General features: G+C 66.4%; 18 protein-coding genes. 8 read left to right on the top strand and 10 right to left on the bottom strand.

Annotated elements, in window-relative coordinates; translation table 11 throughout:
• Positions 1 to 314 precede the first annotated feature (314 nt).
• From aceA to JZ792_RS21330, 4 genes are all read left to right on the top strand, one after another.
• Positions 315 to 1,604 (top strand): isocitrate lyase, encoded by a 1,290-nt coding sequence (gene aceA / locus JZ792_RS21345; protein WP_216912609.1) that lies wholly within the window; start codon positions 315 to 317, stop codon positions 1,602 to 1,604.
• Between the two features lie 575 nt (positions 1,605 to 2,179).
• Positions 2,180 to 3,052, top strand: coding sequence for a 3-hydroxybutyryl-CoA dehydrogenase (locus tag JZ792_RS21340; protein ID WP_216912607.1), 873 nt, complete (start codon positions 2,180 to 2,182; stop codon positions 3,050 to 3,052).
• Positions 3,053 to 3,142: 90 nt separating this feature from the next.
• On the top strand, positions 3,143 to 5,431 hold the full coding sequence (gene metE, locus JZ792_RS21335) for a 5-methyltetrahydropteroyltriglutamate--homocysteine S-methyltransferase (RefSeq protein ID WP_216912605.1): 2,289 nt from the start codon (positions 3,143 to 3,145) through the stop codon (positions 5,429 to 5,431).
• A 317-nt stretch (positions 5,432 to 5,748) separates the two neighbouring features.
• Positions 5,749 to 6,174, top strand: a complete 426-nt coding sequence (locus JZ792_RS21330) for a VOC family protein (RefSeq protein ID WP_216912621.1) — start codon at positions 5,749 to 5,751, stop codon at positions 6,172 to 6,174.
• Positions 6,175 to 6,329: 155 nt separating this feature from the next.
• Here JZ792_RS21330 and JZ792_RS21325 read toward each other — a convergent pair whose 3' ends face one another.
• Positions 6,330 to 7,544, bottom strand: a complete 1,215-nt coding sequence (locus tag JZ792_RS21325) for an AI-2E family transporter (RefSeq protein WP_216912603.1) — start codon at positions 7,542 to 7,544, stop codon at positions 6,330 to 6,332.
• 55 nt (positions 7,545 to 7,599) lie between these two features.
• A complete protein-coding gene (locus JZ792_RS21320) occupies positions 7,600 to 8,652 on the bottom strand; it encodes an NAD(P)-dependent alcohol dehydrogenase (RefSeq protein WP_216912601.1) in 1,053 nt (350 codons plus the stop codon).
• 115 nt (positions 8,653 to 8,767) lie between these two features.
• On the opposite strand from JZ792_RS21320, the gene JZ792_RS21315 reads away from it, so the two are divergent.
• On the top strand, positions 8,768 to 9,898 hold the full coding sequence (locus tag JZ792_RS21315) for a S1C family serine protease (protein WP_216912599.1): 1,131 nt from the start codon (positions 8,768 to 8,770) through the stop codon (positions 9,896 to 9,898).
• 18 nt (positions 9,899 to 9,916) lie between these two features.
• Here the strand turns inward: JZ792_RS21315 and JZ792_RS21310 are convergent, their stop codons facing one another.
• The 4 genes from JZ792_RS21310 to JZ792_RS21295 all read right to left on the bottom strand — a co-directional run bounded on the left by JZ792_RS21310 (position 9,917) and on the right by JZ792_RS21295 (position 12,677).
• Complete coding sequence (locus JZ792_RS21310; protein ID WP_216912597.1) at positions 9,917 to 10,483, bottom strand: vitamin K epoxide reductase family protein; 567 nt, start codon at positions 10,481 to 10,483, stop codon at positions 9,917 to 9,919.
• Complete coding sequence (locus JZ792_RS21305; protein WP_308165385.1) at positions 10,480 to 11,247, bottom strand: DsbA family protein; 768 nt, start codon at positions 11,245 to 11,247, stop codon at positions 10,480 to 10,482. The genes JZ792_RS21310 and JZ792_RS21305 overlap by 4 nt, the downstream gene beginning before the upstream one ends.
• A gap of 367 nt (positions 11,248 to 11,614) precedes the next feature.
• Positions 11,615 to 11,839: a hypothetical protein gene (locus tag JZ792_RS21300; protein ID WP_216912595.1), complete on the bottom strand. Its 225-nt coding sequence runs from the start codon at positions 11,837 to 11,839 to the stop codon at positions 11,615 to 11,617.
• A gap of 106 nt (positions 11,840 to 11,945) precedes the next feature.
• Positions 11,946 to 12,677: a GntR family transcriptional regulator gene (locus tag JZ792_RS21295; RefSeq protein WP_216912593.1), complete on the bottom strand. Its 732-nt coding sequence runs from the start codon at positions 12,675 to 12,677 to the stop codon at positions 11,946 to 11,948.
• 237 nt (positions 12,678 to 12,914) lie between these two features.
• Between JZ792_RS21295 and JZ792_RS21290 the strand changes: the two genes are divergently transcribed.
• The 3 genes from JZ792_RS21290 (at position 12,915) to JZ792_RS21280 (ending at position 14,998) form a co-directional block, all read left to right on the top strand.
• Positions 12,915 to 13,304 carry a hypothetical protein gene (locus JZ792_RS21290; RefSeq protein WP_216912591.1) on the top strand — a complete coding sequence of 130 codons (390 nt, stop codon included), beginning with the start codon at positions 12,915 to 12,917 and terminating at the stop codon, positions 13,302 to 13,304.
• A 102-nt stretch (positions 13,305 to 13,406) separates the two neighbouring features.
• Positions 13,407 to 14,132: an ESX secretion-associated protein EspG gene (locus JZ792_RS21285; RefSeq protein ID WP_216912589.1), complete on the top strand. Its 726-nt coding sequence runs from the start codon at positions 13,407 to 13,409 to the stop codon at positions 14,130 to 14,132.
• Between the two features lie 14 nt (positions 14,133 to 14,146).
• Positions 14,147 to 14,998, top strand: a complete 852-nt coding sequence (locus JZ792_RS21280; protein WP_438804360.1) for a polyphosphate kinase 2 family protein — start codon at positions 14,147 to 14,149, stop codon at positions 14,996 to 14,998.
• Between the two features lie 6 nt (positions 14,999 to 15,004).
• On the opposite strand, the gene JZ792_RS21275 is transcribed toward JZ792_RS21280, so the two are convergent.
• From JZ792_RS21275 to JZ792_RS21260, 4 genes are all read right to left on the bottom strand, one after another.
• The gene (locus JZ792_RS21275; RefSeq protein WP_216912587.1) at positions 15,005 to 15,637 is read right to left on the bottom strand and encodes a class I SAM-dependent methyltransferase; all 633 of its coding nucleotides are present in this window, start codon (positions 15,635 to 15,637) and stop codon (positions 15,005 to 15,007) included.
• Positions 15,638 to 15,645: 8 nt separating this feature from the next.
• Positions 15,646 to 16,896, bottom strand: coding sequence for a saccharopine dehydrogenase family protein (locus tag JZ792_RS21270; RefSeq protein ID WP_308165384.1), 1,251 nt, complete (start codon positions 16,894 to 16,896; stop codon positions 15,646 to 15,648).
• Positions 16,897 to 16,933: 37 nt separating this feature from the next.
• Positions 16,934 to 18,337, bottom strand: coding sequence for an ABC1 kinase family protein (locus JZ792_RS21265; RefSeq protein WP_216912585.1), 1,404 nt, complete (start codon positions 18,335 to 18,337; stop codon positions 16,934 to 16,936).
• A 185-nt stretch (positions 18,338 to 18,522) separates the two neighbouring features.
• Positions 18,523 to 19,155: a TetR/AcrR family transcriptional regulator gene (locus JZ792_RS21260; RefSeq protein ID WP_405183430.1), complete on the bottom strand. Its 633-nt coding sequence runs from the start codon at positions 19,153 to 19,155 to the stop codon at positions 18,523 to 18,525.
• Between the last annotated feature and the right edge of the window lie 379 nt (positions 19,156 to 19,534).

Below are 19,534 nucleotides of genomic sequence, written 5' to 3'. Positions count from 1 at the left end.
GTTCGTGGGGGGTTCGGGGGGCGGAAAGGGGTGTGTCTCAAACAGTACGAGCGTTACGGGAAAACTGCATGTCAGGACTACTGGTGGGTAGGATTGTTACTTGCAATTTGCCCGCAAATTTCGCAGAGTTAGCAAAAGGTGGTGCAAACCTAGCTGAGATTCACAGTTGCAACAGGTAGACGGCTATTTCCTGGTGTGCCATCGTGTGGAAGTACACCCCGAGGCCATAGCAAGCCTGCAAATTGCCGCCACAGCAGTTCGAGAGAACTCCCGGCGAGCGGCACATACCGACCCAAAGAGAAGTGGAGTAAGTGATGTCGACGACCGGCACCCCGAAAACCGCTGCGGAAATTCAGCAGGATTGGGACACCAACCCCCGTTGGAAGGGCCTGACCCGCAACTACACGGCGGAGCAGGTGTCGAAGCTCCAGGGCACCGTCGTCGAAGAGGCGACCCTCGCTCGTCGTGGCTCCGAGATCCTGTGGGATCTGGTCAACAACGAGGACTACATCAACTCCCTCGGCGCCCTCACCGGCAACATGGCGGTCCAGCAGGTCCGTGCGGGCCTCAAGGCCATCTACCTGTCGGGCTGGCAGGTCGCCGGTGACGCGAACCTATCCGGGCACACCTACCCGGACCAGTCGCTCTACCCGGCCAACTCGGTTCCGGCCGTGGTCCGTCGCATCAACAACGCGCTGCTGCGCGCCGACGAGATCGCCAAGGTCGAAGGCGACACCTCCGTGTCGAACTGGCTGGCCCCGATCGTGGCCGACGCCGAAGCCGGCTTCGGTGGCGCGCTCAACGCCTACGAACTCCAGAAGGCCATGATCGCCGCAGGCGCCGCCGGTGTGCACTGGGAGGACCAGCTGGCCTCGGAGAAGAAGTGCGGCCACCTCGGTGGCAAGGTGCTCATCCCCACCCAGCAGCACATCCGCACCCTGACCTCCGCGCGTCTGGCCTCCGACGTCGCCGACGTGCCCTCGGTGATCATCGCCCGCACCGACGCCGAAGCCGCCACCCTGATCACCTCGGACGTGGACGAGCGCGACAAGGAATTCCTCGACGGCACCCGCACCGCCGAAGGCTTCTTCGGTGTGAAGAACGGCATCGAGCCCTGCATCGCGCGCGCCAAGGCCTACGCCCCCTACTCCGACCTCATCTGGATGGAAACCGGCGTGCCGGACCTCGAGGTCGCCCGCAAGTTCGCCGAATCCGTTCGCGGTGAATTCCCGGACCAGCTGCTGGCCTACAACTGCTCGCCCTCCTTCAACTGGAAGGCGCACCTGGACGACGCGACCATCGCGAAGTTCCAGCGTGAACTCGGCGCGATGGGCTTCAAGTTCCAGTTCATCACCCTGGCCGGCTTCCACTCGCTGAACTACGGCATGTTCGACCTGGCCTACGGCTACGCCCGCGAGGGCATGACCGCCTTCGTCGACCTGCAGGAGCGCGAGTTCAAGGCCGCCGCCGAGCGTGGCTTCACCGCCATCAAGCACCAGCGTGAGGTCGGCGCGGGCTACTTCGACACCATCGCCACCACCGTCGACCCGAACACCTCGACGGCGGCGCTGAAGGGCTCCACCGAAGAAGGTCAGTTCCACTGAGATTTGGCGGCCCGGGGGCCGCGGGTTCGCGGCCCCCTTATGTCTCGCATTCGAGTGGTCGAGACTCGCGACTTCGTCGCATGCGCTTCGACCACTCGAATGCGAGACGGGCCGCGAACGGTCGCTCGTATGACTCGCTCCGTACGGGGGGAGTTGTTGCGAACGGTCGCGGTAGGGCTCGCTCCGTGTGGGGAGAGTTTGCCGTGAACGGTGGCTCGTGTGACTCGCTCCGTACGGGGGGAGTTGTTGCGAACGGTCGCGGTGGGACTCGCTCCGTGTGGGGAGAGTTCGCTGCGAACGGTGGCTCGTGTGACTCGCTCCGTGGGTGAGAGTTCTTGCGGATCGGTTCTTTCGGGCTTTGTCCGAGAGAGAAGGTTGCCGTGAATCGTTACCCGGTCGGCTCGCTCCGAGCCCGCGATCCTCTACTCCGGTAGGGGTGTACCGCCCTCCCCGCCGAACAGCCCCGGCGGGGAGGGCGTCCCTATACCTTTGACCATCGAAGGCGATGTTCGTACACCGGACGCCCTTCACCACAAGCCAACCCGACTAGCCAGACCAACCAGCAGGAGCGGGACGTGAGCAGCGAGAAGATTCAGCGCGTCGGCATCATCGGCGCCGGACAAATGGGTGCCGGAATCGCGGAGGTGTGCGCGCGGGCGCATGTCGACGTGCTCGTCTACGAACAGACCAGAGAACTGGCCGCGGCGGGTCGTGCCCGCATCCTGCGGTCGCTCGATCGCGGCGTTTCCAGCGGCAAGATCACCGAGCGTGAGCGTGAGCAGGCGGCCTGGCGGCTGCGCTTCACCTCCGATCTCGGCGATTTCGCCGACCGTCAGCTGGTGGTCGAGGCGGTGCTGGAGAGCGAAGAGGTCAAATCGTCGATCTTCTCCGCGCTCGACAAGGTCGTCACGGATCCGGACGCGGTGCTGGCCTCCAACACCTCTTCCATCCCGATCATGAAGATCGCGGTCGCCACGGCCAATCCCGAACGCGTCGTCGGCATGCACTTCTTCAACCCGGTGCCGGTGCTGCCGCTGGTCGAACTCGTCACCACGCTCAAGACCAGCGAGTCCGTCGCCAAGCGCGCCGAAGCGTTCGCGGGTGAGGTGCTCGGCAAGCAGGTCGTGCGCTCGGCCGACCGCTCCGGTTTCGTGGTGAACGCGCTGCTGGTGCCCTACCTGCTGTCCTCCATCCGGATGGTCGAATCGGGTTTCGCCACCAAAGAAGACGTCGACAAGGCCATGGTGCTCGGCTGTGCCCACCCGATGGGTCCGCTGGCGCTGACCGATCTCGTCGGTCTCGACACCGTGAAATCGATCGCCGACTCCATGTACGCCGAATTCAAGGAGCCGCTGTACTCGGCCCCGCCGCTGCTGATGCGTATGGTCGAAGCCGGGCTACTCGGCAAAAAGGCCGGCGCAGGCTTCTACCAGTACAACCGGGCCTGACGGTCCGCCACAGCAAACCAGGCGCAATTATGTGCGGCGTCCATTCTTCGTAGTGGGCGCCGCACAGGCATCGAAGGGAGCGGCGCGCTCATGGTGAATGTGACCGACGGCTACGGGTCGAGCATTCTCGGATACCCGAGGATCGGCCCGCACCGAGAACTCAAGCGGGCACTCGAGGCCTATTGGCGCGGTGCGATCGCCCGCGACGAACTCCTCGCGGTCGGCCGCGACATCCAGGAGCGCCAGTTCAACGAGCTGGCAGCCACCGGCCTGACCCAGGTACCGGGCAACACCTTCTCCTTCTACGACCACATCCTCGACAACGCGCTGCTCTTCGGCGCGGTGCCCAAGCGGTTCGAGGCGTTCCAGGACGTCATGGACCCGCTCGACTTCTATTTCCTGATGGCGCGCGGACGTCCGGATGTGCCCCCGCTCGAACTGGTCCGCTTCTTCAGCAGCAATTACCACTACCGCCAGCCCGAACTCGACGCCGACACCGAATTCTCGCTGCATCCCGACGCGCTGCTCGACGAATTCGACCGCGCCATGGCGCGCGATATCGAATTGCGTCCGGTGGTGCTCGGCCCGCTGTCGCTGCTGCTGCTGTCCAAGGCCGGTCACCTGCCGGGCCAGACGGAATTCGACACACTCACGCTGCTCGACCGGCTGCTCCCGGTGTACGAGCAACTGTTCGAGATCCTTGCCAAACGCGGCGCGACCTGTGTGCAGTTGGACGAGCCGGCCTTCACCAGCGAGCGCAGCCCCGCCGAACTGGCCGCGTTCGAGGCCGCCTACCAGCGACTATCCAAAGCCCCGCTGCGCCCGCGCATCCTGGTGACGGGTCAGTACGGCGATTTCGGTGAGGCGCTGACGATCCTGGCCCGTACCAACGTCGAGGCCATCGGCCTGGACCTGGCGGGCCACCGGATCAGCCCGGACGATCTCGCCGAGATCCCCGGAATCCGGCGCAAACGCCTGTACGCGGGCGTGATCAACGGTCGCAATGTGTGGCGCGCGGATCGTTACGTGACGCTGGAATACCTGAACGCGCTCGCGAAGGTGTGCCCGGATCTCGTGGTGTCCACCGGAACCACACTGCTGCACGTGCCCTACGACGTGCTCGCCGAATACGATATCGACGGAAATGTCGCCGACCGCCTCGCCTTCGCGAAACAAAAGGTGGGCGAAGTGGTTTCGCTCGCCAAGGCGTTGACCGACGGGCCGTCGGACACCTGGCGCAAACGGCCGACCGAAGTGCATTTCAAGCAGAAGCACGCGGTGCGGCAGCGGGTGTACGCGGTCACGCGGGAGATGCGCGAACGCGAACCGTACGAGGTCCGCAGGGCGGCGCAACAGGAACGGCTGAATCTGCCGCTGGTGCCCACGACGACACTCGGCTCCTTCCCGCAGACCGGCCGCAGCCGCCAGGCACGCCACGAACTCGGCGAAGGGCGACTGTCCTACGACGACTACCGCAAGCAGATCGAGGCCGAGATCGAGGCCACCATCCGGTTGCAGGAAGACATCGGCCTCGACGTGCTCGTCCACGGCGAACACGAGCGCAACGACATGATCCAGTACTTCGCCGAACTGCTCGACGGATTCGCGACCACACGTTTCGGCTGGGTCCAGGTCTACGGATCCCGTTGTGTGCGACCGCCGATCATCTACGGCGACGTCTCGCGTCCCGCGCCGATGTCGGTGGAATGGAGCACCTACGCCCAGTCGCTGACCGACAAGCCGGTCAAGGGCATGGTCACCGGTCCGGTCACCATGATCGCGCGGTCCTTCGTGCGACAGGACCTGCCGTTGCACGAGACCGCCGACCAGGTGGCGCTGGCGATTCGCGACGAGGTCGTCGATCTGGAGAAGGCGGGAATCGCCATCATCCAGGTCGACGAACCCGCCATCCGCGAACTGCTGCCCGCCCGTCCACTCGGACGTGCCGAATATCTGCGCTGGGCGGTCGACGCCTTCCGGCTGGCGACCTCCGGAGTCGGCCCGGCCACCCAGATCCACACCCACATCGGCTATTCCGGCCGTGCCGAGGTCGTGGGGGCGATCGAGGAACTCGACGCCGACGTCACCGCGATCGTGGCGACCAGGTCCATCGAATGGGTGCTCAAAGCGCTGGCCGAGGACAACGCCTCCGGCCACGGACTCAGCCACGGCGTCGGCCCCGGCGTGTACGAGAGCCGCTCGGCACGGATACCCGATATCGACGAACTCGATGAATTGCTCACCGCGGCAGCCGAAGCCGAAACCCCGCAGCGGCTGTGGGCGAACCCGGACGGCGGACTCAAGACCCGCCACTACTGGCAGCTGGAACCGTCACTGCGCAACCTGGTCGCAGCGGCCCGCCGCCTGCGCAGAAGGTAATCAGCTGTGATTTTGGCGGCCGGGGCCGCGGGTTCGCGGCCCCCTTTGTCTCGCGTCCGAGCGGTCGAGACTCGCGCCTTCGGCGCATGCGCTTCGACCGCTCGGACGCGAGACGGGCCGCGAACAGGGCGCTCGTAAGACTCGCGCCTGTGGTGGGGGCGTTCGACTGGTCGGACGTGGGATGGGCTGTGGACGGGGCGTGTGTAAGACTCGCGCCTGTGGTGGGGGCGTTCGACTGATCGGACGCGAGGTGGGCTGTGGACGGGGCGTGTGTATGGCTCGCGTCTGTGGTGGGGGTGTGGGTCCATGATGGGGGGATGGGTATCGCGGATGACGGCTGGCCTGCCTCTTTGCCTGTCGTGCAGGTGCGGATCGCGCGGCCTACCGATCGGCTCGATGACGTCGTTCGGTTCTATGTGGATGGGGTCGGGTTGCGGGAGTTGTCGCGGTTCGAGAATCACGCGGGGTATGACGGGGTGATGATCGGGCTGCCAGGGAGCGGGTATCACCTGGAGTTCATTACGCATGTCGATGGCAGTCCCGGTGACGCGCCGAGCAACGAGAATCTGCTGGTGTTGTATTTCGATGGTGAGGCGGCCGTGGATGTCGTGGTCGCCCGGCTCGGCGAAATGGGTGTCGAGTCGGTGGTTCCGGAGAATCCGTTCTGGGAAGCCAACGGCGGCAAGGCTTTTCCCGATCCGGATGGGTGGATCGTGATGCTCGTGCCGCAGCCGGTCTTCTGATCCCAGCACTGCCCGCAGTGGCGCCGCTGGTGCGGGCGCCCGGCGACTCGACACTCCAGGTGCCCGTGGTTCTCGTGTGCTGGGAAACCGTGTACCGGGTCGATGTTTCGGGCGGGATGGGAGATCGTCGGAGACCGCGGCAGTCGGGCGCCCGATCAGTCGGTGGTGTCCGGGCGGGAGCCGGTGAGGCGCGTGGTCAGTCGGCGGGGCCAGTTTCCGCCGCGTTTCTTCGGCGGATCGGGGGTGGTGCTGTCGGGGTCCACCTCGTAGCGGCGGATGTACGCACCGGCGAAGGCTTGTACGGTCGCGGTGACGGGGATGGCGAGTATCGCTCCGGTCGCGCCGAGTAGGGCGGCGCCGGCGATGACGGCGCCGAAGGCCACGGCCGGATGCATGTCGAGGGTGGTCGCGGTGATGCGCGGTTGCAGGACGTAGTTCTCGAATTGCTGGTAGAGCACGATGAATCCGAGAATCCACAGTGCGGTCGCCGGGCTGTCGACCAAGGCGACGATCACCGGAAGCGCACCGGCCAGATAGGTGCCGACGGTGGGGATGAACTGGGACACCACGCCGACCCACAGCGCGAGCGCGAAGGCCGACGGCACATCGAGTACGCGCAGCGCGACGTAGTGCGCGACCGTCGAGCACAGTGCGAGCAGTCCGCGCGAGTAGATGTAGCCGCCGGTCTTCTCCACCGCGATATCCCACGCGCGCAACACATGCCGCTGTTTGGTCGGCGGTAGCAGCGAGCAGACGGCATTGCGGAACCGGGGTCCGTCGGCGGCGAAATAGTAGGTGAACAGCACTACGCCGAGCGCTTGGAACAGCGCGCCGATCGCGGCGGTGCCGATGCCCCAGGCGTTTTCGGCCAAGCCGACCAGATAGCCCTCGAGTTTGTCGCTCCACTCGGTGGCGTACTTCTGGATATCGGTTCCCGAAATATCCTGGTTGAAGGTCTGATTGAACCAGTCGACGACTTGATCGGCGTATTCCGGCGCGTTCTGCACCAGCGTGGTCACCTGGTTCACCAGCAGCGCGCCGAGCGTCCACGCGAACGCCACCATGATCAGCAACAGGCCGAGGAAGACCACGCCGGTGGCCAATCCGCGTTTGATGCCGCGCGCGGCCAGCCAGTTCACGGCGGGTTCGATCGCGAAGGCGAGGAACAGCGAGACCAGCAGGACGGTCAGCAGACCCTGTAACCGTTGCAGGATCCAGAAACCCGCGACGAGACCGGCGATCGTGGCCGCCGCGAGCAGGAACGCGCGCAGCAACCACGGGGGCGGACCCGACGTCAGGTCGGCGCCAGGGGATCGCCCCGAGGCGGATGGTGAGACAGCGGGCGGTGGGACGGCTTCTTCCGCGGGCACACGGCCAAACGTACCCACTCCCCGACCCGATCGCCCCGAGGCGTCGGTGCGGAACTCAGATCGTCGCGGCGTCGATGACGAAGCGGTACCTGACGTCGCTGGCGACGACCCGGTCGTAGGCGTTGTCGATCTCGTCGGCCGAGATCAATTCGATTTCCGCGCCGATCTCGTACTGGGCGCAGAAATCGAGCATCTCCTGGGTCTGGGCGATACCGCCGATCATCGAACCCGACAGCGAGCGCCGGTAACTCGCGAGCGTGTAGGGGCGGATGTCGATCGGTTTCTCGGGCATGCCGAGCACGACCAAGGTGCCGTCGAGATTCAGCAGGCGCATGTAGTTGTCGATCGGCAGATCGGCCGACACCGTATTGATGATCAGGTCGAAACGACCGCGCAGTTCGCGGAAGGTCTGCTTGTCGCCGGTCGCGAAATAGTGGTCGGCGCCGAAACGTCTGCCGTCCTCCTGTTTGCTCAGCGAATGGCTCAGGACGGTGACCTCCGCGCCCATCGCCGAGGCGATCTTCACCGCGACGTGCCCGAGTCCGCCCATGCCGATGATCGCGACCTTCTTGCCCGGCCCGGTGTTCCAGTGCCGCAGCGGGGAGAACACCGTGACGCCCGCGCACAGCAGCGGCGCGGCGATATCGAGCCCGATCGCGTCCGGGATCGACACCACGAAATTCTCGGTCACCACGATCTGCGTCGAATAGCCGCCCATGGTGTGGCCCTCCGGCTGCGTCGACGCGTCGACCGCCGTGTTGTAGGTCATGACGGCGCCCTTGACGCAGTACTGCTCCTCGTCGGCCAGACATGGCGCGCACACGCCGCAGGAATCGACCATGCAGCCGACCCCGACCCGATCTCCCACCCGGTGCCGTGACACCGCGGCGCCGACGGCGGCGACATGTCCGGTGATCTCGTGCCCGGGCACGCACGGGTATTTCGTGCCACCCCATTCGTCACGGGCGGCGTGGATATCCGAATGGCAGATGCCCGCGTACGCGATGTCGATCAGCACGTCGCGCGGGCCGAGCTCCCTGCGTTCGATGGTGACCTTCTCGAAGGCGCCATCGGGTGCGGATACGGCGTACGCGGCGGCATTACTCATGGGTAATGCCTACCTGCGCACGAGCGGGTTTGCCAATCGGCCCGCCCGAGCCCGACCGAAATGATCGAGCTCCGGCCACAATGGGAAGGGCAGGCCAGTCGACGGCGGGAGTGCGATGGACGACGAACGGCGCGAAGCGACCCGCCACGTTCCCCCCGGCGACCCCGGCGGCGGCGGACGCGTACTGGCCCTGATCGTGGCCGCGGTCCTGGTGGCGGCGGGTTTCTTCGGTTATCGCGGCGAATTGCCCGGCTGGTCGACCTTCGCGGGACAGGACGACGCCGTCGTCTCGATGACGCGGGAACGGCTGCCGCTGGATCCGGCCGCCGTCGCGGGGGCGGTCCAGCCCGCACTGGTGAATATCAGCACGTCCTCGCGGCCGATGGGGGTCGGCGCGGCGGGATCGGGCATCGTGCTGAGCGCGGAAGGTCAGGTGCTGACCAGCCACCACGTGGTGAAGGGCGCGGATACGGTGACGGTCACCGATGTGGGCAACGGCAAGGTGTACAACGCCACGGTCCTCGGTTACGACTCGAACGCCGATATCGCGCTGCTTGCGCTGGAAGGCGCCGCGGGTCTCGCGGTGGCGCGGATCGGGAGTTCCGCCGCGGTGCGCATTCGTGACGAGGTGATGGCCATCGGCAACGCGGGCGGTATCGGCGGCACGCCGACCGCCATCGCGGGGGCCGTCACCGACGTCGACAGCACCATCGTCGCTCTCAACGCGGCGGATATGTCACGCAAATCGCTGACCGGCATGCTCGAGGTGGCCGCCGCGGTGAGTTCGGGGCAGTCCGGCGGCGCGGTGGCGGATCGGTGGGGTGCGGTGATCGGTGTGGTCACCGCGGCGTCGGGCGAATCGAGGCCGGGCGAGGACACCCAGCCCAACGGTTACGCGGTGCCCATCGATACCGCGATGCGGGTGGTCGAGCAGATCCGGTCGGGGACGCCGACCGACTCGGTGCACATCGGGCCGACGGCGACCCTCGGCGTGCTGATCTCGGATGCGAAACCGAGCGGTGCGCGCGTCGACATGGCGATCTACGGCCTGCCCGCCCGGGCCGTCGGGCTGACCGAGGGCGAGGTCATCACCTCGATCGACGGCAGCGCCATCACCACGGCGAGGGATCTGCGGGCCGCGATCAATCTGCGCAGACCCGACGATACGGTGCGTCTCGGAGTGGTCGGCGTCGGCGGGGAACCGCGCACGGTCGACGTGACGCTGACGCTCGGTACACCGAATTAGCGCCGAGTCGCCACGAGATCAGAACAGCGACAGCCAGTAGTCCTGGAACCGCAGGAACACCAGCAGCAACACCACGGCGTAGAACACCGCGACGATGGTCCAGCGCCATTCCGCCAGAATGCCGAGCGGCCCGCCCCGGCCACCCCACAGCTGTTCGGTGCATACCGCGAGCAGCGGTGTGATGATGGCCCAGACCACCATGCAGTACGGGCACAGCGCGTCGATCCGGTACAGGCTCTGGAAGACCAGCCAGCAGATGAACACGGTGCCCAGCAGCGTGCCCAGCCAGAGGCCGCCCCAGATCCAGCGTGGGAACTGCACCCCGGCGACACCGAGCACGCCAACGGTGACGACCACCGAGAAGCCGACGACGCCGATGAGCGGATTGGGGAATCCGAAGACCGCGGCCTGATCGGTCACCATCACCGACCCGCAGGACAGGATCGGGTTGATACTGCACGAGGGCCGGTAGCCGGGGTCGGTGAACAGTTTGAAGCGCTCGACGGTCAGCGCCACCGACGCCAGCCAGCCTGCCAGACCGGTGAGTAGTACCAGCCAGGCCGAACGCGGGGGTGTGGGGATCATTGCGCGGCGGCGGCGATCGCCTGGGCCAGACCGCTCGGGTTGACCTGCTGACCGTTGACGAAGACCGACGGCGTCGACTGGATGCCGCCGTCGAAGGCTTCCTGGGTCTTGGCCTTCACGAATTTGTCGTAGGTGCGGTCCCTGATGCATCCGGACACGTCATCGGTGTAACCGACCGACTTCGCGATCTCGATCAGCTGATCGTCGGTCAGTCCGGAGGTGCCCTCGGCGGGCTGCTGTTCGTACATGGTCGACAGCCACGTCTGATATTTGGCGGGATCGGCCTGGGCGACGCAGTAGGAGGCGTTCGCGGCGCGGCTCGAGTATTCGGCGCCGCCGGAGGCGCGATCGAGGAAGGAGATGATGTTGTACTCGACCGCGGCGGTTCCGCTGTTCACCGCGTCCTCGAGCACCTGGCCGTTGGCGGCCTCGAAGGCCTTGCAGGCCGGGCACTGGAGGTCGGCGACGACGCGCACGGTGACCTTGGCGTCGGGTTTGCCGATGCGGATCGAGCCGTTGTCGGTGATGCTTCCGGTGATGTCGTTCGGGGCTGCGGCGGCCGCGATACTCGGCGTCGGACCCTGATCCGCGGCCGCCTCGTCCTTGTCGGACTTCTTCACCGCGATGCCGATACCGATGGCGGCGATGAGCCCGATCAGGACCACTGCCACGACCGCCTGGATGAGGATGTTGCGGTTGCGGTCGGTGCGCTTGGCCTGGGCCAGCGCACTCGAGGTCTTCCGTCCAGCCGGGTTCTTGCTCACCGTGCGTTCACCACGCCTTTCGTTCGCCTGCCGGTTTCCCCTACCGCCCCGATCGTAGTTCCGGACCTCCCGGGCACGGTCGGGCACGACCCACATCATCCTGGGTGAACCTGAGAGATTCCGTAACGCCCGCGGTCACGGCCCGGTCATGGTGTCGAGGCGGGGTCGATGGGTGACGTTTCGCCGATCCCGTGCACGGGTGGTGGTGACGTCGTCGTCGAGTTCACGCCGTGGATCTGCTCCGCCGGTCACGGCCGCGCGGGTCGCCGAAGTGCTGTCGTGTGGCCCGTACCTGCCGTGCGTTCACCGGCGTCGGCCGGGTACGCCGACGACCTCGGGCAACACACGGACTCGGCGTCGCGGGAATTCACGAATCCGATCGATCGGGGCCGGGTGGCGGCTGCGCGCCGAGTTCGACCATCGCGCGCAGGATCGACGGGGCCATGGCGAGTTCGAATTCGACTCCGCCGCTTTCGAATATGTAGGTGAGGTAGTCCTCTCGGCGCAGCGGGGCGCGCCGGACCGAGCAGTGCTCGCCGATGATCACCCAGCTTCCGAGTGTCAAATGGTCGAATCCCGCATGATCGAACACCGCGCCTCCCACCCTCCGGCCTGCGTCATCCCCGATGAAGTGGACTATGCCACTTGGCGTGAATGCTGTCAATGGAGACCCGCGCGTCCGAGTCGGCGCGGACGGGTCAGGAACCGAGCGAGTACTCCTGCTGAAATGTCCAGTGCCCCGGGGGATATACGAGTTCGTCGAATTGCAGGGGGCTGTTGTCGGCCGCGTGCAGCGTGAGGTGGTAGACGAGTACCGCCGCGGGACGCGGCACGTCGAGTAGTCGCCGTTCCTGTGTCGAGGCCAGTCGCGCGCTGACCCGGTCGCGCGCGTACGCGACCTCGAATCCGGTCGTTCGCGCGACATACTCGGCGACGCCGCCGGGGATCGGTTCGGTGTGTAGCAGGAGTTCGGCGGCGGTCGCGAATTCGCCGGGAAACCAGGATGTCGCGATCCGCGCGGCCCCGGACTCGGTGGTGACCAGACGTTTTCGCTCGATCACCGACGTGCCGCCCGGCAGTTCGAGCGCGGCGATGACTTCCTCGGGTCCGCTGACGATCTCCGCCGACACGATGGTCGCCGATTCGTGTTCGGCGTAGCGCGTCCCGTACCTCGGCGGCTCGCGCAATCGGGCGGACGCGCTCGTGTCGGTGACATAGGTGCCCGAACCTCGGCGTGATTGCACCAAACCCTGCTGTCGCAACGTATTCAACGCCTTGGCCGCGGTCGGCCTGGCGACTTTCCAGCTCGCCGCCAATTCTCGTTCCGACGGCACCTCCGCGCCCGGCGCCAGTTCGCCGCGGTGGATGAGGTCGCGGATGTAGCCCGATATCTGCAGGTATTTCGGTAGTACCTCTTCGATTTCGGGCACCGAGGGCCTTCCGTTCGCGCGACCGCCATAGACCACTGGCCAGTGTAGCAATCGGCCCGCATTCAGAAACCCGCGCTGTTCGGCGGGATCCGAACCTCTTTGCGCGAGTTTGCGAATCCAATCGTGCGCCACATCACAGCGATGTGCGGAGGTGAAGCAGGACCGAATCGACATTACTTACCGGTAGAGTGCCGTCCAGTATGGCGGCGGGCGGACCGAGCAGAGGGGATGTCCCAGATGGCGGTACCCGATACCGGGCAGGGGATGGCTCGCGGTCTGTACGCGGCGGCCACCGGGACGGGCGATACGCGGTTCGAACTCGCCGAGGACGTCGCGCGAAAACTCGCCGCGGCCTGTGATCGGCTGGTCGCGGATCTGCAAAAGGCCGTCGCCGCTGGATATCTCGTCACCGACGTGTCCGGTTTCCCCGCACTGCCGTCGGGGCAGGGGCTCGCGGAGGGTTTCACCGCGAAGGGGCAGCAGTATCTCGACACCCTGACGGCATTCCAGGAGACCGCGCTGCTGTTCAAAGCGGCGTATCTGGCAGCGGGCCAGCGGCTTTCGGACGCCGAGGCGGCCAATCACGCGGCGCTGCGGCTGATCGCGGACTATCTGGAGCCTCGATGAGCGTCCCCGGCGATTCCCGGCGGTGACGACGATGGATTTCCCGCACGGCACCGACGACACCCTCCCCTGCTCGACCGCCTCGACCGGCGGGAGCGACGCACGGTGAGATGGGTTTTCACCCCCGACGAGTTCACGCATGTCTGGGAGAGCGAGACGAGCCTGGACCGACGGCCGTATCCGATCAATATGGCGCCCGCCGCGACCGCGCGCACCGAAACCGAGTACGCGGCACTGCGTCTGCCGCAGCGTTTCGCCAAACAGGCCGATCCCGACCTGTCCGCCGCGCTCATGCTCTGCGCCCGGGGCGACGCCACCACCATCACGATCTCCGGCGAGCGGGCCAAGCCGGAAGGGACGCCCCCCGGTGCGAAGGAGGATCGGATCCTCGCGTTCGCGGCCGTGGTGCACCATCACGCGGGCATCCTCGTCGCCACCGCCGACCGGGTGGTCGTGCAGATGTGTCACGCCCGTGGAGTGGGTCAGCGGCTGGTCCAGATCATCGGACCCGGCAGGCCGGGCACGCTGGGCGCGATGCGCGAACCCCACACCCAGGTGTTGACTCCGGATACCGACGCCGCCTCCGCCAACGGACAGCTCGGTGCGACCCGCTTCCGGAACACGCTGCGCAAGCCGGTCGACTGCCGGGGTTTCATCACCGTCACGGTGGAACCGGACAACCCGATGTCCCCGCCGACCAGGCATCGGACCTGGCTGGATTTCACCGGCGACGGCCGCTACCTGCTCACCACCTCGCACGACCTGATCCTCACCCCGATCTCCGACGACGAATTCGCCGCCCAGTTGCTCCGCCTCGCCCAGATCCGCTGAAAACCGTGGTAGGCATGGGTATGGCGAAGCACTGGTCCCTCCCGGCGGTCGATGCTCTGAGATCCGACGGTCTGCGGATCGCCGATCTCGACACCTCGGGCACCCCCGGATTCGACGGAGCCAAGGCCGAGGGCCTCACCTGCCTGGCCGAACGCGCCACCGTGCTCTCGGGGCTCCAGGAAAAGCTGTACGCCAACGGGCGATCCGGTGACAAACGCAGCGTGCTGCTGGTGTTGCAGGGAATGGACACCGCGGGCAAGGGCGGCATCGTCCGGCATGTGATCGGCTCGGTCGACCCGCAGGGCGTCGACCACGCGGCCTTCGGCGTGCCGACCGAGAAGGAGAAGCACCACCACTTCCTGTGGCGTATCCGCAAGGAATTGCCCGGCGGCGGCCAGCTCGGCGTCTTCGATCGCTCCCACTACGAGGACGTACTGGTGGTGCGGGTGCACGATCTCGTTCCCCCCGAGGTGTGGCAACCGCGCTACGACGAGATCAACGCCTTCGAGAAGGAACTGGTCGACGAGGGCACGACCCTGGTGAAGGTCGCGATGTTCGTCTCGCTCGACGAGCAGAAGAAACGGCTCAGCGAACGTCTGGAACGGCCGGACAAGTACTGGAAATTCAATCCCTCCGATATCGACGAGCGCGCGTTCTGGCCCGCCTACCAGCAGGCGTACCAGGTCATGCTGGATCGCACCTCCACCGAATACGCGCCGTGGCACGTGATTCCGGCCGACCGCAAATGGTTCGCGCGACTGGCGGTCACCGAATTGCTCATCGCCGCGCTGGAGACACTCGAACTGGACTGGCCCGCGGCGAAATTCGATATCGAGGAGCAGAAGCGCAGACTGGCCGAGGTCTGAGTCCCCTCACGCGGGCCTGGCGGCGCTGACGTATTGCAGGACGCGGTGCACCCGCTGGTCGATGTCGACCAGCCCCAATTCGGTGAACAGCGCGGGGAAGGTGTCGTTGTCGAAAACCCGCAGGCCACTCCAGCCGCCGACGATACGACTGGCGTGACCGAACGGGGTGTCACCGCGATGACTGGTGGTGATGGCGATCCGCCCGCCCGGCGCGAGCACGCGCACCATCTCCCTGGTGGCGGCGAGCGGATCGGGAATCAGGTAGAGCGCGCCGAAACAGCACACGGCGTCGAAGGTTCCGTCGGCGAAAGGCAGGCGCCTCGCGTCGCCACGGACATAGCCCACGCGCGGGCCCGCGTTGTCGACCACCGCGCGGGCCAGCATCGGCTCGGAATAGTCCACCCCGACCACGCGGCCCGAACCGGTGAGCCGGTCACTCAGGTATCGCGTGAAATTGCCCGGCCCGCAGGCGATGTCGAGTACCTTCTGCTCACCGCCGAGCCGTAGCGCGGTGACCGCGTCGCGGCGGTCGGTCGAGGTGGTGCGTCCGCTGGCGAGGTAGAACAGCGTCGGGCGCCAGGCCCGTTCGTACACCGCGGCGAGTGCGGGGGCGTTCATGGTGCGTCGAGCCAGATTCACGGGTGACCTCAGCCTCGTTCGACGCCGATGGTCATGCCCGCCGCGCGCAGGCGGGCGGTGAGCGCGTCGCCCATGGCCGAGGCGGGGGTGAGGATGCCCGCGAGTTCGGGCTGTTCGGCGGTGTCGAAGGCCAGCGAGAGCCCGCTCTCGCCGAGCAGTACCGCCGTGGCCTGGTAGCCGGGATCACCCTGGGCGGCGAAGGTCGCGACATATTTCGCGCCGGAAGTCGTACTCGCGTAAGTCTTCATGGTGAACCACCCGCTTTCCCTTGCCTCCTCGCTGGGGCCGGTGCCGGGTTTGGGCAGCACCCGGTCGAGCAGTTTGCGTCCGGCCGAGACCCGCGACAGCAGCGCGCCCGTGGCCATCGCGGCCACCACGCCGCCCGCGATCCCCGCGGCGACCAGTGGCGCGGCGGCGGATCTGCCCGCGTTCATGACCTCGCGGTAGCGGAAGTTCTTGCCGTAGACCCAGCCGAGCAGGCCGTTGGTGCGGCGCACGATCTTGGTGTTGTGCGAGGCCATCACGAAGGTGCTCACCCAGCCGTTCAGGCTCGGGTCGATATCGCTCGCCCGCTGCCACGCCTGATCGGATTGGCGGCCCACATCGGGATCCATCGATTTGTCCGGGCTCAGCGAATACGGGTGTGCCAGCACCTTGCCCTTGGACGAGTCGGCCGCGACCGCCTCCATCATGGCCCGCCCGGAATCGATCGTGCCGCCGCTGACCCCGCCCTTGAACGCCGCGATCAACGTGGTGTCGGTGAGTTCGCCGGTGTTGTCCTCGACCGAGCGGCGGTACAGCTGGTAGACGCTCAGATCGGACGGAACCGAGTCGAAACCGCAGGAATTCACGATCTTCGCACCGGTTTCCACCGCGCGGTCGTGATAGCCGTCGATGGCTTCACGGATGAACAGCGGCTCACCGGTGAGGTCGGCGTAGTGGGTGCCCGCCTCGGCGCACGCCGCGACGAGGGGCAGTCCGTAGCGCAGGTACGGGCCGACCGTGGTGACGACGACCTTCGTCCGCGCCGCCAATTCGTTCAACGCTCCCTGATCGGTCGAATCTGCCACCACCAGTGCCCAATTCGCGGCGACGGGGCCGAGTTCGGTACGGACCGAAGTCAATTTGTCGACCGAACGCCCGGCCAGGGCGATGCGGGCGTCGGCGGGCGCGGCACCGAGCAGGTACCGCGCGGTGAGTGTGCCGACGAATCCGGTCGCGCCGAATAGAATGAGGTCGAATTCTCGATCGTCTGCCATCAGATATCTTCCGTTCGTCGAATTGGGCTCGCCGCGTTCAGGATTCGATGGGAACGCCGCGCGTGCCGTCCCGTTGTTCGGCGAGCCATCGGTGATGGGTGGTGCCGAGTTCGGTCACCGGCGGTTCGTCGTAGATCCATTCGCGCGCGATGCGGTGCCAGTTCGCGGTGACGTCGAGCTGGCCGAGCATGCCGAAGGTGAGGAAATCGGCCCGTCGCGAGAACAGGTGCTCGGGCGGCAGATTCTGCTGTTTCATCCCCGCGAATTCACTCGCCCTCGGATCGACCGCGAGCAGGAAAGCGCCGCTGGCCAGTTCGGGGGTGATGGTCAGTTCCTCGTCGATCAGACACCATTCCGAGGCGGACAGCACGTATTCGAGACATTCCTCCGCGCCGATCTCCTCGGGTGAGTCGATGACCCCGCGCTGGATCATCAACTCCCGCAGATCTTCCGCGCGATCCTCCGCCGCCGCGCGCAGGCAGATCTTCTCGAAACGCACGTGATCGGCGTCCATCCGGTTGAACAGGCCGAAATCGAGGAAGCCGACCCGGCCGTCCTCGGCCAGCAGCACGTTGCCCGGATGCGGATCACCGCAGAACTCGTGAAAGGTGAACAGCGACCCGACATAGAACCGGTAGATGATCTCGCCGACCCGATCGCGTTCGGCCCGTGGCAACTGCCGGATCTCCTCGAAACCCTTGCCCGGCAGGTACTCGCTCACCAGCACCCTGGTCGTCGACAGATCGGGCAGCGAGCGCGGCACCGCGATGAACGGATGTCCCGCGTAGAGTTCGGCGATCTGCAACTGGGTGGCGGCCTCGGCGTGGTAATCGAGTTCGCTCTCCATGTTCAGCCGTAGTTCGTCGAGTACGGCCGGTGTCACCCAGGGCATCGCCGACTGGAGGACCTTGCGAAACATGTTGAGGTTCTTGAGATCCGCGCGCACGGCCGCGTCGATGCCGGGATATTGGACCTTCACCGCGACGACCCGGCCGTCGTGCAGCCGGGCCCGGTAGACCTGCCCGATCGACGCCGCGGCGATCGGCTCGGGTTCGAATTCGGCGAAGATCTCGTCGAGGGGTTTGTCGAAATCCTCCTCGATCACCCGGCGCATGGATTCGAACGACACCGTCGGCGCGGCATTGCGCAGCACGGCCAGTCGCTTCTGGAAACGTTCGCGATGGGATTCGGGCACCAGATCCAGATCGAGCACCGACATCATCTGGCCCAGTTTCATGGCGACGCCCTTCATGGTGCCGAGCACCATGACCACCTGTTCGGTGGTGCGGAGCATGGATTCCTCCGCCATCCGCGCGCGCACCGCCTCCGACCTGCCACGCATGGTCAGCCTGGTGCGTTGGGTCCGGAGCACCGAACCGGCGGCGACGACGCCCAGTTTGGTGCCACGAGCAAGCCGAGACGTCGGAACCTGCTTCGCCATCGGGGTACCTCCATTGGTGCCGCGTCGGTGCGACGGGTCCGGCGCGTGCGTGCGAGACCACGTTGCGGGCGGTACCGACCCACCGGGCGGCACCGCACGGTTTCAGACTAACAACGCCACCGAGGCGTCGAGTCGGCCGTCACATTCGCGCGCCGATGCCGCGCACCACGGGAGAGCGGGACGCCTCAGGCGAGGGTTCCGTCGGCGTTCAGATCGGGAAGCACGTGGGTCTGGGCGTTGAAGATCTCCCGGGAGCCGCCCGCGCGCATCATGCCCTCGATGGCGCTCCAGGCCATCATGGTCAGGTAGTCGATGACTTCCTCGCGCGACATCGTCTTGTCCGTTGTCCACCAGTGGGTGGCCAGCTGGATACCGCCGACCAGCACGTAGGACCAGAGCATCGCGCCCTCGGTCTTCGCGCCGCGTTCGCGTCCCTTGTCGACGATCACGGTGGAGACGACCTCGGCGAACAGCTTCTCGAATTCGGCCAGCGAGGACTGCCCTGACCCGTTGCCCATGATGAAGCGGTAGACCTCGGGATCCTCGTCGACGGTGCCGACGTAGGCCGCCATGGCCGAGCGGACCAGCTGGTATTCGGCGGCGTCGAGGCTGATCGCCTCGTACACCCTCGGCATCAGCGTGAGCTCGATGAAGCGCTGCATGGTCGCGCGGATCAGGTCGTTCTTATCGGAGAAGTACCGGTACAGGACGGTTTTGGAGACGCCGATCTCGGCGGCGATCTCGTCCATGCCCGCGTTGGAGCCGCGCTTGCGAATCGCGGCGAGGGTGCCGTCGACGAGTTCCTCGCGACGATCGATCTTGTGCTGACGCCACCGCCGTTTGCGGCCGTCGGTTCGGCCGCCGCGGACCGCCGCCGGTCGTTCGTCGACGTCGACGGTGTTCGCGACGCGGTGCTCGCGGGGTTCCAGCTGGTCACGCTCCGCTACCGCCTCCGGGCCGATTCGTGCCGCAAGGTCTTCGGTGGACAGCGTGGGCTCCCTCGTTAGTGGACGGGTGATGTCCTTCCAGCTTAAGTGCAGCCCACCTCGCGCTGTCGCGTTTGGGTCGCCGATGCGGTAGGAACCACATTCGCGCGGCCCGGCGACGAGCACGCGATCCGGGCATATCCTCGCGGCACAGCAGAATGGACAGCATGGAGAAAGCTCCCGGCAACACAGCGGCGCCGGCGACGGGGCA

Source organism: Nocardia noduli (assembly GCF_019038455.1).
Classification (GTDB): Bacteria; Actinomycetota; Actinomycetes; order Mycobacteriales; family Mycobacteriaceae; genus Nocardia; species Nocardia noduli.
The sequence above is the reverse complement of the archived record's forward strand: the minus strand, read 5'-3'. Positions and strand labels throughout refer to the sequence as shown.

What these genes read in the sequence shown, in the direction of transcription:
- aceA (WP_216912609.1), top strand. Translation starts at nt 315, where the DNA reads ATGTCGACGACCGGCACCCCGAAAACCGCTGCGGAAATTCAGCAGGAT.
- metE (WP_216912605.1), top strand. Translation starts at nt 3,143, where the DNA reads ATGGTGAATGTGACCGACGGCTACGGGTCGAGCATTCTCGGATACCCG.
- JZ792_RS21330 (WP_216912621.1), top strand. Translation starts at nt 5,749, where the DNA reads ATGGGTATCGCGGATGACGGCTGGCCTGCCTCTTTGCCTGTCGTGCAG.
- JZ792_RS21320 (WP_216912601.1), bottom strand. Translation starts at nt 8,652, where the DNA reads ATGAGTAATGCCGCCGCGTACGCCGTATCCGCACCCGATGGCGCCTTC.
- JZ792_RS21315 (WP_216912599.1), top strand. Translation starts at nt 8,768, where the DNA reads ATGGACGACGAACGGCGCGAAGCGACCCGCCACGTTCCCCCCGGCGAC.
- JZ792_RS21310 (WP_216912597.1), bottom strand. Translation starts at nt 10,483, where the DNA reads ATGATCCCCACACCCCCGCGTTCGGCCTGGCTGGTACTACTCACCGGT.
- JZ792_RS21290 (WP_216912591.1), top strand. Translation starts at nt 12,915, where the DNA reads ATGGCGGTACCCGATACCGGGCAGGGGATGGCTCGCGGTCTGTACGCG.
- JZ792_RS21280 (WP_438804360.1), top strand. Translation starts at nt 14,147, where the DNA reads ATGGGTATGGCGAAGCACTGGTCCCTCCCGGCGGTCGATGCTCTGAGA.
- JZ792_RS21270 (WP_308165384.1), bottom strand. Translation starts at nt 16,896, where the DNA reads ATGGCAGACGATCGAGAATTCGACCTCATTCTATTCGGCGCGACCGGA.
- JZ792_RS21265 (WP_216912585.1), bottom strand. Translation starts at nt 18,337, where the DNA reads ATGGCGAAGCAGGTTCCGACGTCTCGGCTTGCTCGTGGCACCAAACTG.